This is a genomic window from Bremerella cremea (assembly GCF_039541315.1).
GTDB lineage: Bacteria > Planctomycetota > Planctomycetia > Pirellulales > Pirellulaceae > Bremerella > Bremerella cremea.
This window is the reverse complement of sequence record NZ_BAABFZ010000005.1, coordinates 419,596-436,673: the sequence shown is the minus strand read 5'-3', so window position 1 is coordinate 436,673 and position 17,078 is coordinate 419,596. Positions and strand designations below refer to the sequence as shown.

General features: G+C 56.2%; 15 protein-coding genes. 13 read left to right on the top strand and 2 right to left on the bottom strand.

Annotated elements, in window-relative coordinates:
- Positions 1-322 precede the first annotated feature (322 nt).
- The 10 genes from ABD890_RS18700 to ABD890_RS18655 all read left to right on the top strand — a co-directional run bounded on the left by ABD890_RS18700 (position 323) and on the right by ABD890_RS18655 (position 11,413).
- Positions 323-889 (top strand): A24 family peptidase, encoded by a 567-nt coding sequence (locus ABD890_RS18700; protein WP_345093300.1) that lies wholly within the window; start codon positions 323-325, stop codon positions 887-889.
- A complete protein-coding gene (locus tag ABD890_RS18695; protein ID WP_345093297.1) occupies positions 886-1,404 on the top strand; it encodes a TadE/TadG family type IV pilus assembly protein in 519 nt (172 codons plus the stop codon). The genes ABD890_RS18700 and ABD890_RS18695 overlap by 4 nt, the downstream gene beginning before the upstream one ends.
- A 187-nt stretch (positions 1,405-1,591) precedes the next feature.
- Positions 1,592-2,809 (top strand): Flp pilus assembly protein CpaB, encoded by a 1,218-nt coding sequence (gene cpaB, locus ABD890_RS18690; protein WP_345093294.1) that lies wholly within the window; start codon positions 1,592-1,594, stop codon positions 2,807-2,809.
- Positions 2,810-2,868: 59 nt separating this feature from the next.
- Complete coding sequence (locus ABD890_RS18685) at positions 2,869-4,512, top strand: type II and III secretion system protein family protein (protein ID WP_345093291.1); 1,644 nt, start codon at positions 2,869-2,871, stop codon at positions 4,510-4,512.
- A gap of 96 nt (positions 4,513-4,608) precedes the next feature.
- Positions 4,609-5,856: a CpaE/TadZ family protein gene (locus tag ABD890_RS18680; protein ID WP_345093288.1), complete on the top strand. Its 1,248-nt coding sequence runs from the start codon at positions 4,609-4,611 to the stop codon at positions 5,854-5,856.
- A 312-nt stretch (positions 5,857-6,168) separates the two neighbouring features.
- On the top strand, positions 6,169-7,488 hold the full coding sequence (locus ABD890_RS18675; RefSeq protein WP_345093286.1) for a TadA family conjugal transfer-associated ATPase: 1,320 nt from the start codon (positions 6,169-6,171) through the stop codon (positions 7,486-7,488).
- A gap of 26 nt (positions 7,489-7,514) precedes the next feature.
- Complete coding sequence (locus ABD890_RS18670; protein WP_345093283.1) at positions 7,515-8,480, top strand: type II secretion system F family protein; 966 nt, start codon at positions 7,515-7,517, stop codon at positions 8,478-8,480.
- 7 nt (positions 8,481-8,487) lie between these two features.
- A complete protein-coding gene (locus ABD890_RS18665; RefSeq protein ID WP_345093280.1) occupies positions 8,488-9,456 on the top strand; it encodes a type II secretion system F family protein in 969 nt (322 codons plus the stop codon).
- 160 nt (positions 9,457-9,616) lie between these two features.
- Positions 9,617-10,147: a hypothetical protein gene (locus ABD890_RS18660; protein ID WP_345093278.1), complete on the top strand. Its 531-nt coding sequence runs from the start codon at positions 9,617-9,619 to the stop codon at positions 10,145-10,147.
- A gap of 216 nt (positions 10,148-10,363) precedes the next feature.
- Positions 10,364-11,413, top strand: coding sequence for a tetratricopeptide repeat protein (locus ABD890_RS18655; protein WP_345093275.1), 1,050 nt, complete (start codon positions 10,364-10,366; stop codon positions 11,411-11,413).
- Between the two features lie 3 nt (positions 11,414-11,416).
- On the opposite strand, the gene ABD890_RS18650 is transcribed toward ABD890_RS18655, so the two are convergent.
- Entirely contained in the window at positions 11,417-12,769 is a 1,353-nt protein-coding gene (locus ABD890_RS18650) for a hypothetical protein (protein WP_345093272.1), read from the bottom strand.
- Positions 12,770-13,039: 270 nt separating this feature from the next.
- Between ABD890_RS18650 and ABD890_RS18645 the strand changes: the two genes are divergently transcribed.
- Positions 13,040-13,660 carry an RNA polymerase sigma factor gene (locus ABD890_RS18645; protein ID WP_345093269.1) on the top strand — a complete coding sequence of 207 codons (621 nt, stop codon included), beginning with the start codon at positions 13,040-13,042 and terminating at the stop codon, positions 13,658-13,660.
- A 2-nt stretch (positions 13,661-13,662) separates the two neighbouring features.
- Positions 13,663-13,914, top strand: a complete 252-nt coding sequence (locus ABD890_RS18640; protein ID WP_345093266.1) for an anti-sigma factor — start codon at positions 13,663-13,665, stop codon at positions 13,912-13,914.
- Between the two features lie 115 nt (positions 13,915-14,029).
- Here the strand turns inward: ABD890_RS18640 and ABD890_RS18635 are convergent, their stop codons facing one another.
- Entirely contained in the window at positions 14,030-15,031 is a 1,002-nt protein-coding gene (locus tag ABD890_RS18635) for a hypothetical protein (RefSeq protein ID WP_345093263.1), read from the bottom strand.
- Between the two features lie 439 nt (positions 15,032-15,470).
- On the opposite strand from ABD890_RS18635, the gene ABD890_RS18630 reads away from it, so the two are divergent.
- Complete coding sequence (locus ABD890_RS18630) at positions 15,471-16,913, top strand: aldehyde dehydrogenase family protein (protein ID WP_345093260.1); 1,443 nt, start codon at positions 15,471-15,473, stop codon at positions 16,911-16,913.
- Positions 16,914-17,078 lie beyond the last annotated feature (165 nt).

The window sequence follows — 17,078 nt, the reverse complement described above, 5'->3', positions numbered from 1 at the left end:
TGTGCCTTCGGGCTCACGCGTTTTTTTCGTGAAAACATTGGAAAGCCCCGGGCGCCCTTACACGGGGTACTCGGGGCTTTTCTCTTTTTCCGGTTGATCCGACTTTGGCGGGATTAACGAAACACCGCACCACGGCAACTTATTCCGAATAGGCAGAAATCGGGGAAAAAGCGGTCTATTTTGGCCGCATCGTTGCCAGCGTGAGCTACTGTTTTGTGCCGGAATTTTTGTAAATACACGTCCGGAAACCAGTGGTGGTATCCCTGTTGTTGCGCATTTAGTGGTCGGCCTCGCATGAGACGCGCGAGGTGAGGAGAAAGTCATGGATCTGTTTGTAAGCCTGTCAGAAGCAATCGCACAAAATTGGCCCGTGTGGGTCGTCACGTTCACCTTGATTCTGGCCGCTGTGATTGACGGCTTCGAGTTGAAGGTCCCGAACTGGATCACGTTCCCTTTCGTCGCCAGCGGCTGGGTCTACAGCTTCTGTGCATTTGGCTTTGAAGGCCTTGGCTGGAGCCTGTTGGGCACCGTCGTCGGCCTGGCCCTGCTGCTGCCAGCCTACTCGATTGGCGGCATGGGTGCCGGCGACGTTAAGTTGCTGGCAGGTGTTGGCGCCTGGATGTACGGCACGCACACCTTCTATGCATTCTGCATCTCGGCCATTGTCGGTGCCGTCCTGGCTGTCGGTATGGTCGCCTTCCGCAAAGCTTGGAAGAAACACTCGGACAACGCTCGCATCATCCTGAACGAGATCATGACCATTCGTGATCCGAATCAGTTGTCGAGCATCGCTGCGGAGCGTAAGCCAACGATGCTGCTGCTCCCTTATGGTATTCCGATCGCTATCGGAACCATTGGCTACTTCTTCTGGATGGGACTGCTGGTATGAGCCTGATATCGTCTGCATGCACAGACCGCGCAAGCGACCATGTTAACTTGGGTGAGATGACGGGGACTTTGCGTTCCCGACATTTCGGCCTTGATAAGAGATGCCGATTATTCCGATTGAAACGGTCAGGGGCAGCGGTTGTTGAATTTGCCATTGTGGCGCCGCTCTTCTTCCTGCTGATTTTCGGAATGATTGAGTACGGTCGCATGGTCATGGTGCAGCAGGTGATTACCAACGCTTCCCGCGAAGGTGCTCGCCGAGCCGTCCTGGACGGAGCAACCACCGCCGAAGTTGTTTCGGCGGTGAATGGCTTCCTCGACTCAGCAGCCGTCGATAGCAGTGGTGCACAAGTTACCCTTTCGCCGGATCCGCCTGAAAATGCCGGATTTGGCGGAGCGGTCAGCGTTACCGTTCGCATACCTTTCGCCAAAGTCAGTTGGTTACCGTCTCCTATGTACTTAGGAGCGACCACCTTAGAAGCGAAAACGACAATGCGGAGAGAAACCGTTCAATAAACGTTGATGCAAAATATTCCGGTTGTCCGGAAATTGCGAAACGCAATGGTCGTCCGACTCGAGACGTTTGTTTTGACCTTCTCGTCTCGGAGGCCCGATGATTCCCCTACATCGCACTCGCGATTAAAGGGGCCTGAGGAGCTAGCTAGGTGCGGGCATGGAGGCTAGCTGAACTAAGGAAAAGCAAATGCGTCCGAAATCACTAATCCTAATCATCATCGCTCTCGGGTGTGGGCTGGTCGCCTCGATCGGCATCAGCCAAGTGCTCGAGCAGCAGACCGCACAACCGGTACCTCAGGTCGAAATGGAGAACATCTTCGTCGCCCTCGAGGACATTGACATCAACGAGCCTATCGCTCCTGAGATGATCAAGCTGGAACCGTGGCCTGCTGACAAGATCCCAGAAGGAGCCATTCGTGAATTGGAAAACGTTGAAGGACGTCGACCACGTTCGCGACTGTTTGCCGGCGAAGTGATCCTGGAAGGGAAGCTGTTTGGCTCGGATGAAGATCAGGGTGCCTCGAAGCTGATTCCGAAGGGTTACCGAGTTCACTCGATCAAGGTGACCGCGGAAAGTGCCGCATCGGGTTTGATTCTGCCTGGTGACCGTGTCGACGTGCTGGTCTACCTGCAGGTCGTCAACCAGCTTGATAAGAACCGTACAAAACGTCAGATGACCCGCACCATTCTGACCAACTGCCGCGTCTTCGCTGTGAACGAACAGATTCATCGCGAAACCGATGCCCAGGGCAATTCGATCAACGCCAAGACGGTGTCGCTGCTGGTGACTCCGAAGCAGGTCGAGATCCTGGTGCTCGCCGGCCAACTCGGTAAGCTCAGCTTGTCGCTCCGTCCGCCAGATGAAACGCCAGATGACGTTGCGGCAACGACCGACGACGCGACGATCGCGGAACTGTTGGATATTACCGAAAATGCTGACCCGGACATGAACACCAGTGCTCCGCCGCAGCCACAGAACAAAATGACCCAAAGCGGCAGCCAGCCGTCGTCGGGTGGTGGTTTCCTCGATTTCCTGAAGAACGCTGAACAGAAGTTTTCCAAGTCAGCGACCTCGGCAGCCACAGCAGTGGAAGACGAAGTCGAATGGTCGATGGACCTGCTCAGCCCAGATGGTGTCCGACGCTTTGAATGGGGACATGCCGACGAGCTGCCCCAGGAAGTGGCCCCTGGTTCGATGACCTCGCGTCAGCAGACCATGCCAACGTCGACCAATACGCCTTCGGCTGGTAGCAATACGCCCAGCTTTCCGCCAGGAACGACGGGTCAAACCCCAATGGGATCGAACACCGACACCGACAAGGTGCCAGTCGACGATGCCAACACGTCAACCGACGACTCCATGCCAGCGGGGTCGGATTCAAACTTTGGACAGGACGACGCCTAAACCAGTTTAGATTTTCCACGGATTGGGAAGTCATAATTTCGGCGCAAGGAAAATCACGGATGATTACCAAGTACCGCTTCGCGCGACAACTTGTCACGACTGCAGCTATGATCGCGCTGACCGCCTGGTGCGGAGCCGTTCAAGCTCAAAACGAGGCCCCAGGCGTCAACTTCCAAGTAGCCGCACCGAATCAGCGGTTGGAGATGATCGTCAACTCGAGCCGCATCTTTACCCTGGACAACAAGATTCCGAAGGCTCAGGTCAACAATCCTGACCTCCTTCGGTTGACGCCGTTGGCCCCCAACAAAATTCAGGTCTCTGCCCTGAAGCCGGGTGTGACCCAGGTCAATCTGTGGGCCGAAGACGGCAGCATCTTCACCGTCGACGTCGTCGTCATTGGCGACGGTCGCGAACTACAGATGCTTCTGGAAAGCGAATTCCCGAACGCCACCATCAAGGTTCGTCCACTGGCGAGCAGCGTGGTGCTGTCTGGTTTCGTCGATCGGCCAGATGCCATCAGCCGCATCGTGGAAATGGCTCAAGACTACTACCCGAAAGTGATCAACAACATCACGGTCGGTGGTGTCCAGCAGGTCATGCTGAAGGTGAAGGTCTACGAAGTCTCGCGCACCAAGCTGCGTACGGTTGGCTTCGACTTCGCAGCGTTCAGCGGCAACGACTTCGTTGTCTCGAGCGTCAGCGGCATCATCAACAGCGTTACTCAGTCAAGCCAGACGATTGCGACGAACGGTGCTGACACCGTCACCTTTGGTGTGGTGGGCAACAACAGTGCATTCTTCGGCTTCATCGAAGCCTTGCGTCAGAACAACCTGGCCAAGTTGCTATCGGAACCAACCCTCAACGCCATGAGCGGTCGTCCTGCCAGCTTCCTGTCTGGTGGTGAAGTGCCGATTCAGGTTTCGTCCGGTCTTGGTACCACGTCGATCGAATTCAAAGAGTTCGGTACCCGCGTCGACGTTGTGCCAATCGTCCTGGGCAACGGCAACATCCGCCTGGAAGTTCGCCCACTGGTTAGCGAAGTTGACTCCAGCGTCTCGGTCAACGGCACGCCTGGTTTCCGTACTCGCTGGGTTGATACGGCCGTCGAAATGCAGGCAGGTCAAACGTTCGCTCTGGCTGGTCTGATCCAGGACAAGATCGAAACGGAAAACCGCGGTATTCCTTACCTGGCTGACATTCCTTGGGCTGGTGCCGCTTTCCGCCGCGTCCAAGACCGACGCAACGAAGTGGAACTGCTGTTCGTGGTCACGCCAGAACTGGTTGCTCCGCTGAACGCTGACGAAGAACCATGCGAAAAGCCTGGTACGGCTTCGGGCCCGCTGAACGATACCGAGCTGTACTGGCGGGGTTACATGGAAGTGCCGAACTGTGTCCCAGGCGGTGCTTACGGCGGTGGCATGATCGGTCCAAGCGGTCCTTCGATTATCGAAGGCGAAATCATCGAACCGGGTGCTCCGCTGATGGAAGTTCCAACGCCGGCCATGAACCAAGGGCCAGCGTTTGAGACCAGCACCGAAATGAAGGGGGTGCATACCCCTTCCGGGCCGCGAATGCAGCCCGTTTCGATTCAAGCAAATCCCGGCGTTCGCCCCTCGTCGGCACAAAAGCCTGCTCCGGTCGCCTCTTCCGGACCGATGCCGGCCATGATCGGACCTTCGGGCTACGATACGCTCGATTTTTAGAACGGGGCCGACATTTGCGTACTAGAATTCCCCTGAACCCAAAAGGGGAATTCTTATCCAGGTGTCATCTGTCGAGTTAGGAAAGTACGAATCGCTATGAGCAATGTATTACGAGTCGCCCTTGTCGATCCGAAAGACTCATCGCGAGAATCGTTAAAATCGACACTGCTAGGCATGGATATTGTCTGGCTGGAAGCGGAGTGCTCGCGCTACGAGTTCTTTTCCGACGTCGTGGGTCAGACAAACCCGGACATTGGCATCGTCGCGATTGACTCCGATCCAGAAAAGGCGATTCGCCTCATTCGTGAAGTCAACGAGAGCACGCCTGACTGCAGCATCCTGGTTATCAGTGGTTCGAGCGATGGCCAGTTGATCCTCAAGGCGATGCGGGCAGGAGCCAAAGAGTTTCTGACCCAGCCGCTGGTGATCGAAGATCTGGTTAGCGCCCTGGAACGCATCGGTCATCATCGCTTCGGCAAAGGTGACTCGAAGAGCCGCGGCTGTAAAGTGATTACCGTTTGCGGTGCTACCGGGGGTGTTGGCTCGACCAGCCTCGCCGTCAATCTGGGGTGTATTCTCGCTGCCCAGGAACAAAACAACGTCGCGCTGATCGACCTCGATCTGGCGCTGGGAGACAGCGATGTCTTCCTCGATACGATTCCCGATTACACCCTGCTGGACGTTGCCCAGAACATCAAGCGTCTCGACTTCAATCTCTTGAAGCGATCGCTGACTCGGCATAGCAGTGGCTTGTATCTGCTTCCTCGCCCGGTCCAATTGCAGGAAGAAGCACCGATCAGCCCGGACGACCTTTCGCGCGTGATCGGTCTGATGAAGGCTACCTTCACGCACTTGATCATCGATACATCGAAGGCCTACTCGGCGCTTGACATGCTGGCGATGAAAGAGGCGAACGTCAACCTGATGACGATTCAGCTCGACTTGCCATGTTTGCGGAACGTGGTACGTCTGATGATGAGCTTCAGCGAGGTTGACGGGCTGAAGGAAAAGACCCGCGTGATCGTGAACCGCGTCGGTCTCGACAATGGCGAGATCAGCTTGAAGAAGGCTCAGGAAACGATCGGCAGCGAGATCTATTGGCAGATCCCGAACGAATACCGAATCATGGTCGAAGTTCGCAACAACGGCGTTCCGTTGATTGAACAGGCCCCTCGCGCCGGCATTACGCAGGCCCTCACCGGTTTGGCCGAAGCACTCTCGGGCGATGGCTCGAAGAAGAATGCTGGTGGCAAATCTGGCTTGGGACGCTGGTTTGGCTTCCTGTCGTCAAAGGCAGACAAGGCCGGAAAAGCCGAAGAATCGGAAGCATCGGCGGACGCTTAATACCGCCGCATCAAAGCTCGTGGATTATCTCGTTCAATCCGCGAAGGTTGTAGCGACCGCACATTCCGTGCGGTTTGCCAATTTCGAAACTTCCTTCCTCTCGCGCAACTCTACGTGAGCTATGTTTTGGGGGACCGTTCCAAAGCCCTTCATCGGCACGGTTCCTGTCTCCTTGGGTAGCTCCGTCCAACCAATGCGCCGCGAAACTCTTCGTGCGGTCGGACCACACCGGTTGCACTGGCTACCTGACGCGACACGAAACGGTCAAAAGGGCGTCAATGGCAGCACTTCAGTTTGCGAAGGAATCGAAACATGCGGACGGCGGCAACGGATCCGAAAGCGAGCAACTCGAAACAAGCGGAATTCGAAAATCTCAAGCGGAAGATCCACGGCAAGCTCGTGGACAAGCTCGACCTGTCAAAGATTGGTGAACTGGAAGGGGAAGTCCTGCGTCGCGAGATCCGCCTGGTGGTGGAACACCTGTGCGATACGGAAGAAACTCTCCTCAATCGAACCGAACGTGAACGTCTGATTGAAGAAGTTCTCGACGAAACGTTTGGTCTGGGCCCACTTGAGCTTTTGCTGAAGGATCACGGGATCAGCGATATTCTGATCAACGGTCCACACCAGATCTATTGCGAAAAGGGTGGCAAGCTGGAACTGAGCAGTGTCAAGTTTCGCGACAACGAACACCTGCTGCAGATCATCGACCGTATCGTATCGAAGGTGGGCCGCCGTGTGGACGAAACCTGTCCGATGGTCGATGCCCGCCTGCCAGACGGCTCGCGTTTCAATGCGATCATTCCCCCGTTAGCTCTCGACGGTGCCGCGGTTTCCATTCGTCGTTTCGGCTCGAACCCGCTGAAACTGGAAGACCTGCTGAACTACAAAGCCTTCACGCCTGAAATGGTGATGCTGCTGGAAGGTGCGATCAAAGCCCGCTTGAACATCATTATCTCGGGCGGTACCGGTTCTGGTAAGACGACGCTGCTCAATACACTCTCAAGCTTCATCAGTGGCGCCGAACGTATCGTCACGATTGAAGACGCGGCGGAACTTCAACTGCAACAGGAACACGTTGTCCGCCTGGAAACCCGCCCACCGAACGTGGAAGGGAAGGGTGGCGTGACGGCGACCGACCTGGTGAAGAATGCCCTGCGTATGCGTCCTGAACGAATCATCATCGGTGAGTGTCGTGGTGCTGAAACGCTCGACATGCTTCAGGCCATGAACACCGGTCACGAAGGTTCGATGACCACGATCCACTCCAATACACCACGCGACGCTATCTCGCGTATTGAGACCCTGATTTCGATGTCGGGGTTTGATCTGCCTGTGAAGGCCATGCGTCAGCAGATTTCGAGTGCTGTCGACTTGATCATCCAGGCGAACCGTCTGCAAGGTGGTCCCCGCCGTGTCACGCACATCACCGAAGTGATCGGGATGGAGCAGGAAACGGTCGTGATGCAGGACGTCTATCGATACGAACAATCAGGTATCGACGAAACCGGACGCGCACGTGGTCGATTCATCTCGACCGGTGTTCGTCCGAACTTCATGGAACGACTGGAATCGGCTGGTGTTCGTCTGCCAGCGAGTGCGTTCCGTGAACGTGTGATGCTTGATGACTAGAAACTAATCCACTTAGAGAAGCGATCATGTTGACGCTAGTAGTACTCATTACGGTATTCGTAGGTGTTGCCACCCTGGTAGGCGCCGTAGCGATTCTGTTTCGTGGGGACTCAAATCCCGACATCGAGAATCGTCTCGAAATCCTGACCGGCAAAAGCAAGAACGAGCCGGGCAAAGGAGAGCAGCAGGGAGGCATCCTCAGCCGCAATGTCGACGCCGATAGTGGTGCGCTGGAAGAGTACATCGCACGTTACATCAATCTGCGATTATTGCTCGATCAGGCCGCCATGGATACGTCGGTCTCGAACTTCATCATGCTGACTGCCGGCCTGGCAGGCGGTGCCGCAGTGATCCCGTTTTTGCTGGGAATGCCATTTTACGTGGGGCCTGTCCTGGCGGTCATCTGTGCGGCGATTCCGTTTCTCTACGTCTGGTGGGTCCGGAATAAGCGACTCAATAAGTTTGGCCAGCAACTGCCGGATGCCCTGGAATTGATCGCACGTGCTTTGCGTGCTGGTCATAGCCTGGGTGCTGGTTTTCACCTGGTGAGCGAAGAAATGCTCGATCCGATCGGCGGCGAGTTCCGCAAAGTGTTCGAGTCGCAAAACCTGGGTGTGCCGCTGGAAGAAGCGATCCTCGATATGACCGATCGCGTCCCGAACCTCGACCTTAAGTTCTTCGGTACCGCCGTGATTCTGCAACGTCAGACGGGTGGTGACCTCGCTGAAATTCTCGACAAGATTGGCCGACTGGTGCGTCAGCGCATGGAATTGTTCGGTCAGATTCAGGCCCTCACCGGCGAAGGCCGTATCTCGGGTATCGTGCTGTTAGGCATGCCTCCAGCTCTGTTCGCCGTGATGTGGTACCTGAATGCCAACTACGTGATGACCCTGTTCACCGACCCGCTGGGCCAGAAGATGTTGGCCGGTGCGATTGTCATGCAGTTGATTGGGGCCTGGGTGATTCAAAAGATTATCGATATCAAGGTGTAACCGAGCCATGTTTGAATCTGGAACCAACGGTGTATTGATCATCACCGTCGCCGTATTTGGCTTGTTTGCGGCCGGAATCTATTTTCTGGCCGACATTTTCCTCAAAGACAAAAGCCGCGCTGAAGACCGCTTGGACGGGATCAAAGATCCTTACCAACGTAACGGTCGAGGCGAGAAGGGTGGCAAAACTACCGCGCTGGGTAAGGTCCTGGAAAAGGCCTCGCCTGCGTTGGCCAAGCCACTGCAGCCAACCAACGCTAAAGATGCCAACGCGCTGAAAGACAAGCTTTCGCACGCCGGCTTCCGTGGCGAGACCGCTCCGACGACGTTCCTTGGCCTGAAGTTCGCCGGACTGATGCTCGGCTTGCTCTTGGGTGGCGGTACCTTCTTCGTGCTGGGCGACTTCTCGTTGTTCGGTATCTTGAAGGCAGCTATCGTGCTGGGCGGGTTCTTTTATCTGCCGGATATCGGGCTGTGGTACCTCGGCAAGAGCCGTAAAGAACAAATCTTCCGCGGTCTGCCAGACGCCCTCGACTTGATGGTCGTGTGTGTCGAAGCAGGTCTTGGTCTCGACCAGGCGATGCGTCGCGTGGCCGAAGAAATGAAAAAGACCTATCGCGTCATCGCAGAAGAGTTCGGCATGTGTAACTTCCAGTTGCAGATGGGCCGTGCGCGCGTCGACGTGCTGCACGAACTTGGTTCGCGTACCGGTGTAGAAGACCTGCGATCGCTCGCCGCGATTCTGATTCAGGCCGATAAGTTCGGTTCGAGTATCGCCCAGGCACTTCGCGTGCAGAGCGATGCCATGCGTACCCGTCGCCGTCAGATCGCCGAAGAAAAGGCCGCCAAGACCGCGGTGAAGATGATCTTCCCGCTGGTGTTCTTCATCTTCCCTGGCATCTTCGTGGTGCTGGTCGGTCCGGCTGCTATCACGGTGGTCCGCGAGATGCTGCCAATGATGGCTGCCAACTCGTAAGGTTGTGGAAAGTTTACCGGTTCTACGTGTCGTAACGGCCAGGTCCTCGTTACTGTTGACCTGGCCGAACGATGGCCGATGCAAGCTCTGAACGATATACCGCGCCACAGGTCAGCACCGGCGCACGGACTTGCGATAATCCCATGGAAGGCGGCCACGCATGAAGATCGGCACCCTCTTTACACAATCTATTCTGGCAACCCTGTTGTTCTGCTCGGTTAGCCAGGCAGGATGGAACGATTTTTGGGATCGAGCCCACCTCGATTACGCTCGCAACAAGTGCTGGCCATCTCCGTTCGTGGAAGCTGACCGTGCTTCGGTCAATAACTATTACTCGGCGATGACCGCTGCTGGCATCCGCTTGCAGAACACGCTGAGCGATCACTACTTTGACGCCCGCACCGGCGATCTGACTTCCTCCGGCAAGCTGAAAGTTCGCCAGATTGTCATGGGCCCGGAAGGCCGCCGTGCTGTCTACGTCATGCAGGGTTTGAGCCAGGAAGAAACGGAAGCCCGCATTAAGACGGTCCAGGCCAGCCTAACCAACATGTTTGGTACTCCGGATGTCACCGAGGTCTACGTCAGCCCACAGCAGCCAGTTGGTCGTTCGGCTGAATACATCGACGAAATCTACCGTCGCGAACGCTCGTCGATCCCAGCTCCACGTCTGCCAGCATTCACCGATCAATAGGTTCGGTTCCCTGCTAAAAGCCAAGTTCGATCAGGCCCTGAAGTAGGGTTGCGCGAATGGTTCGCGCAAAACGCTTGAGTGGCCTGCGAAAAATGCCGATGCAATGATAGGAAATACTATTCATTGCAGGCTCCTCTATTGCTAGCGGAGGGGCCGGCGGCCGAACCCAAACCAGTGCATGGAGGCAATGGCCCTGCGGGGCCCTGCAAGGGATCGATGCAAAACCTGACCCTAAAACGCGCATTCGTCCAATACAGCCGCGAACTGATCTGCACCGGCCTGGCCATCCAGGGCTTGCTTCTGGCACCGGTCGTGCTGGATGCTGCCGATCGGCCAAAGCCCATCAATCAGATGAAGGCTGTCGCGGCGAGCAACTCGGAATCGAGTGAGCTCCGTCTGATTCAATTCACGGGCGAAAAAGAAGAGAGTGGTGGGATTACCTCTGCTTTCAAGAAGGCAGGAGATTCAATCTCCGGTTTCTTCAGCTCTGAGCCACGGGAGCCAAGCGCAGACGACGATCCGATTCGCCTGTCCAACATGCCTTCGGAAATTGGTGCCGACGTCTATCTCAGCGGTGCCCGCATGATGGAAAACTCGGGCAACTTTGAAGGGGCTGAACGCCAGTACAAGCTTTGTCTGGAAAAGTTCCCCAGCAATCGCCTAGCCTTGGTCAGCTATGCACGTCTGCTGCATCGCAATCAGCGATTGAAAGACGCGCTGGTGATGTACCAGAAGGCCGAAAAGGAACATCCCAAAGACGCCGTCGTCCAGAACGACCTCGGGTTGTGCCTGGCACGCATGGGGCAGAAGGACGATGCGATGGCTCACTTCCACAAAGCGACCACGCTCGCTCCGGAAGATCCTCGCTATCGCAACAACTTGGCAATGGTGCTGGTAGATGCCGGCCGTAGCGACGAAGCATTGTCGCAATTGGTTTATGCTCACGGCAAATCGGCCGGGCACTACAATCTGGGCTACTTGCTCTTCCGCAAGGGAGATCAGCAGGGTGCCGCTCAGCAGTTTCAAGCTGCTTTGCAGATCGATCCGAAGCTGAAGCAGGCCGAAGATATGCTGGCCCGAATTCAGAGTGCTCCGCAGATGCCAGCTGCTGTCCCGGCTCGGGGGCCTCAGCAATCTCCGAACACGATGTTCATCAGCGATCAGCCGATGAATCGGACGTCGCCAGTTTCGACGCCTGACGAATCCTCGAAGATTCCACCAGCTCCGGAATTGGAACCACCTCGCCTGTTGCCACCGGTCAACTAGCCACTACGGTTTGCCTTGGGCGGCCTCGGCTTGCTTCCATAAGCGTGCCAAGGTCGCCATGATGATCGGCCCAACATCAGGGCTGCAGCTATTGATCTCTCCATACTGGGGCAACCCCCGACCATAGGCGTACGGGGGATCTCGGTCCCATTGACGTTTTGGCAAGATATAGCCGATCTCGTCGTTCGACAGGCCCAACAGCATGTAGGGCTTATCGTGCACCATGGCCGCGATGTGCGGCTCGATTGGGGCGTCGGGGAAGTCGGCGTGTTCTTCCGCCGGATTCGGTATTTGTCCGGTCACCAGTTCCGGGTAAAGCTCGCCCGGAATCGAAAGGAGATACAACTCTCCTAAACGAATGACGGCGACTTCGGTGATCGCTGCGGCACGTTCGGGACGATACTCCCGTGTGACTTGCTGTCCCCAAGATTCGGGGCGACCAGTCCACTCGTAGCTGACGCGTCGAATCACATTCAGCGATCGTGCGAGTCGATAGAGCGGGTTGTCGATCGGGATCGCGATCTCTTGCCGTACGATATCGAAGGGAGCCAGTTCAACCGGCTGGCTACTTTTCAGCGCGGTCGCCAAGGCATCGGCGATCATCTGGCCATAGGTTTCCGCGTAAGAGAACGTACCGAGCTCTTCTGCCACGCCCTGGCGGTTAAAGACACCTTCTTCCGGCGGCGCGAGCAATCCACCAATCGCACCGCTGACGTAGACGGTCGGGCAATCGAAGTGCTCTTCCAGCCGCTGGATCGTATAACCAGGAAAGTCGGCTGTGATCAATGTGTTCTTCGGGCCGAGCGACTCCGGGTGGCTCGTCCCTTGAACCAACAAGCCGACATACGACTGATCGATGGTCGATCGGAAGCGAAGCACTCGCAGCGTGGGATCAAGTACTTCCGGCAAGCGGTTGTCTTGAATCAGGTCGGGCCGATCGATCTTGGCGAACTCGGCGGTGACCGGTTGAAGTTGGGTGTTGAGCTGCTGGACAAGCCCGACGACAGTCGACTCGATCCGCGCGTTGTAGCGATCGTTGGAACCACGCTTGATGGGAGACTCTCCCCAGATTCCGATCGTGTCGGGCCCTTCGTGGTTGTGCGTGCTGCAGATGATCACGTAGTCGATCTCTGGCAACTGCTCACGAATCTTGACGGTGGAAGGATACGACCAGCCCACCACGTCCAGGCTGACCAATGCGATCTTCTGTTTCCCGTCCGAGAGCAGCATGCCACGAGCGTAGAGTGGATCGTGGACCCCCGTTGCGGCTCGGCCGTGATAATAGCCTGCCATCCAGACGGCCGGGCGTCCCTCGACTTCCGGGGTAATGTCGGCGTGGCCAATCGAAAACTGCAAATTAGCAGCCATCACCACGCGGGCTACGCTGGGTACAAAGAATGCCAGGGCTATGGCAAAAATCGATGTCAGTAATCGCACTGTTGATCACACCCCCTGGAGTGAGCAAAAAGTTCCCTCTGGTTGCCGTGCCCAGCTTTACGTTCATGGTGGCACCCTGGTCGAGACAATTCAAGTCCCGACGAGTCACCGGGGTCGCGTGTTGCGCGGAATGTGGCAACAATAATCGCTCATAGACGACCTGCACCGCATCTGGTAATTTTGGCGATTATGGACAGCACTGGATCAGAACTGCCGACAAGTGCCTGGAAATCCGAAGAGGATCTTATCGATGCTCTTCGCCGCCAGGACGACGACGCGTACGAATACCTCGTTCGAGCGTATAGTGGTCGTATGCTTGTCGTCGCCAAACGATTCTTGGGGCAAGACCAAGATGCTCAGGACGCGGTTCAAGACGCGTTCCTGTCGGCTTTTAAAGCAATTGCCGATTTCGAGGGAAACTCGAAACTATCGACCTGGTTACATCGGATTGTGGTGAATGCCTGTCTGATGAAACTGCGAACTCGCAAGCGGAAACCCGAAAAGCCGGTCGAGGACTTGTTGCCTCACTTCGTCAACGACGGACATCGCGATCGGGTGGAACCTGCCTGGGCGGTCACATTTGACACGGCCGTGCAAAGTCGGGAAACCCGCGACCTGGTTCGTGATCAAATTGAACAATTACCGGAAACTTATCGAACCGTTTTGCTGCTTCGCGACATCGAACAATTAAGTACCGATGAAACCGCGTCGCGATTGAATATGAGTGTTTCAGCCGTCAAGACGCGGCTGCACCGTGCCCGCCAAGCCCTAAAAACGCTGTTGGATCCGCACATGAATGACGGATACTAACGATGAAATTGACCTGCAAGGAACTTTACGAATTCATGGGCGATTACCTCGAAGGTAATTTGCCTGACGACGTGATGTGCGTGATGAAAACGCACCTGTCGCGCTGTCCGTGTTGTGAGCACTACCTGGAAAACTACCGCACGGCGATCCGTCTGGGCGTGTCGTGCTGTAAAGAGTTTGCTGAAGACGAAGTCCCGGCGTCGATTCCCGAGCCACTGATTCAAGCCATTCTCGAGGCTCGTAAAAAGAAATAGCGGGGCACGTCTCCGTCACCCCGCCAGTCTGGTTTCTATCAGTTGCCGATTGGCTTCTCTTGGGCAGAAGCCAAGTCGGCAGAGTCTCTATTCTCTGCCCACAGATATCGTTTACCTAGTTATCGCTTTTCATTAGCCAGCGTGCCGCACCGACCAGGCAACCGAAAAGTCCACCGATGATGCTAACCAGCACACCTGGACGGAATCGGAAGCGGCCACCGCTAAATGACGAGGAAGACGAAGCCGTCTTGGTGGTATTGCCGAACCGGTCTTGTTCGCCAGCAAAGTAAACGCCACAGCTTGGACAATTATCGCCAGCGCCAACGTTGTCAGGCAGCGTTGCGTTGCAGTTGGTGCAGTATTTGTATTCGACCAGCTCTGGTCCGCGCATCATCTCTTGCATGCGCTGTTCTTGCCGAGCAACTTGCTCTTGGGCGGCTCGTTCACGTTCCTGCTGGCGACGGGTTTCCGCTTCCTGCTGCTGGCGAGCCTGCTCTTGCTGTTGACGTTGAGCTTCTTCGGCACGACGACGATTCTCGGCTTCAACCCGAGCGATCTCTTGCCGATTCTTCTCGTGCATCTCTTGCTGCATCTTGGCGAAGTCGTCGGTCTTCGGCGGAGCATAGATCGAAGGAGGGCCCTGGTTGCCCATCATTCCGGGAGGACTCATGCCGCCACCGCTCGCAATCGGATTCGATTCGCCGCCAGGACCGGAAGCACCACCGCCGTTGGTTTGCACCATCGTCGTGGCCAGCAGGTCGGACTCGCCACGGGCGTCCATCTCTTCTTTCAGGTACTTCTGGTCTTCTTCGCTCAGTTCATAGAACGTCACGTGGTGCGACTTGCGACCTTGCAGCAAGATGATTTTGCCTTCGTGGATGCGAACAAACTTCGCGCGGATTTCCATCCCCGTCGAGCTGGTCCAGGTACGGAACGAAGTCAGATCGCTTTTGCGGCGTGTCCGAGGCGACGAAGAAGAAGCATCGTCGTCCTTATGGTTCTTGATGTACTCTTGATCGACATCGGTGAAGACATCGACGGCCAGCGTATAAACCTTGCCATCGCAATCAATCTTCACGTGGCCATCGTCGGTCACTTCGACGAGGGAGCCCGTCAAGGTTTGGCCTTTGTTGTTCGTCCAAGTGCGAACTTCAGCGGCATTCAGAAATGATACGACCAATCCTACGAGCAGCAGGCTAGCTGCAAATCGGCAGGTGGACATGGATGAGCTCCCGTCTTGGGTGACGCTTCAACTCGCCGTCGCAAAGTCAGTGCGCGGCGCCACTGTATAGGATAAAATCAGAGAAAAAACTACGCTTATCGGGCTAAGTAGTGGTGTTGTTGCAGGGGCTCGCGATATCAATACAGCGAACCTTGATCTATAGCCCGATAGGGGTGTCACGATCATAACGCCGGACACCCCCGAACGTCAAATACAAAAGCCCTCCAGATTGCGTGTTTCTTCATTCCTCAAGCTGCCTCGACGATACATCTGGCGTAGGATGACAACGCCGGGCTTTTCTGTTCGCCTGAGGATTCGATCGAGAGGACGCGACATGACAATTCAACCAACTTATTCCGCCTATCTTGCCAATAAGCCGTACCAGGCCAATACCGACCTTTCGGTCGAAGATAAATACCTGCAAGAAGAAGCCACCAGGGTTCCTTTGGCCGATGCCGCCGCAATGGACAAGGCAATCGAAGCCGCCTCGCAAGCCGCCGGGCCGATGGCTCAGCTTCCGTCTTACAAACGGCAGGAAGTGCTCCAGCACTGCGTCGCTCGGTTCGAAGAACGTTCCGAGGAACTCGCCGAGGCGTTATGCGTCGAAGCAGGCAAACCAATCCGCGACAGTCGTGGTGAAGTGACGCGTCTGATCGATACGTTTCGCGTGGCGGCGGAAGAAGCGACGCGGATGGTGGGCGAGGTCATGCCGCTGGATATCAGTTCCCGTGCGGCCGGCTACCGCGGTATGTGGAAGCGAGTGCCCATTGGACCATGTGCTTTTATCACGCCGTTCAATTTCCCGCTGAACCTGGTGGCTCATAAGGTCGCCCCGGCGCTGGCGGTCGGTTGCCCTTTCGTGCTGAAGCCAGCCAGCAAAACGCCGATCGGAGCTTTGCTGGTCGGCGAAGTCCTGGCCGAGACCGATTTGCCCGAAGGTGCGTTCTCGATCTTACCCGCTAATCGCGAAGCTGCCGATCTGCTGGTAACCGACGACCGACTGAAAAAGCTTAGTTTTACCGGTTCGCAGGATGTTGGCTGGAAGTTGAAGGCCCGGGCCGGCAAGAAGAAAGTCACGCTGGAACTGGGGGGCAACGCGGCTTGTATCGTCGACGAAGATACGAACCTGGACGATGCCGTGCAGCGAATCGTCTTCGGGGCGTTCTACCAATCGGGGCAAAGCTGCGTGAGCGTACAGCGGATCCTGATTCACACAAAGGTCTATGACAAGATGGTCGAGCTGTTGTGCCAGAAAGTGGCGACGCTCAAGACGGGCGATCCTCGCGACGAGGAAACCTTCGTGGGGCCGATCATCTCGCCGTCCGATGCCGAACGTATCGCCGAGTGGACCGAGTCGGCGATCTCGGCCGGTGCCAAGTTATTGGCAGGCGGTAAACGAGATGGCATCTTCGTCAAGCCGACCTTGTTGGCCGACGTGCCAAAGGATCAGCCCGTTTGTGCAAAAGAAGTCTTCGGTCCGTTGGCCGTGATCAGCAAGTTCAACACCTTCGACGAGGCACTCGCACAAGCCAACGATAGCGACTTCGGGCTCCAGGTAGGCATCTTCACCCGCGACATTCAGAAGATCATGAAGGCGTGGGACACGATGGATGTGGGTGGGGTGATTATCGGCGACGTCCCATCGTGGCGCGTCGACCATATGCCTTACGGCGGCGTGAAAGAAAGTGGCATTGGCCGCGAAGGAGTCCGGTTTGCGATGCACGAGATGTCAGAAATTCGAAACCTTGTGATTCGCAGCGTACCTGACGCCTCTTGATTTAGGGCATCGCACGGCTCTTTCTGGTGGTGTCGCCGGCGATAAATGGAACCAAAATGGGCGCCAAGCCGAAAATCTTGCTGGGATTCGGCGCCCAATTGCTATTAGAATCGGGAAGCACTCGCTATGATGCCCAAGACGGGCGATATCCCGAGTAAGTCCCGC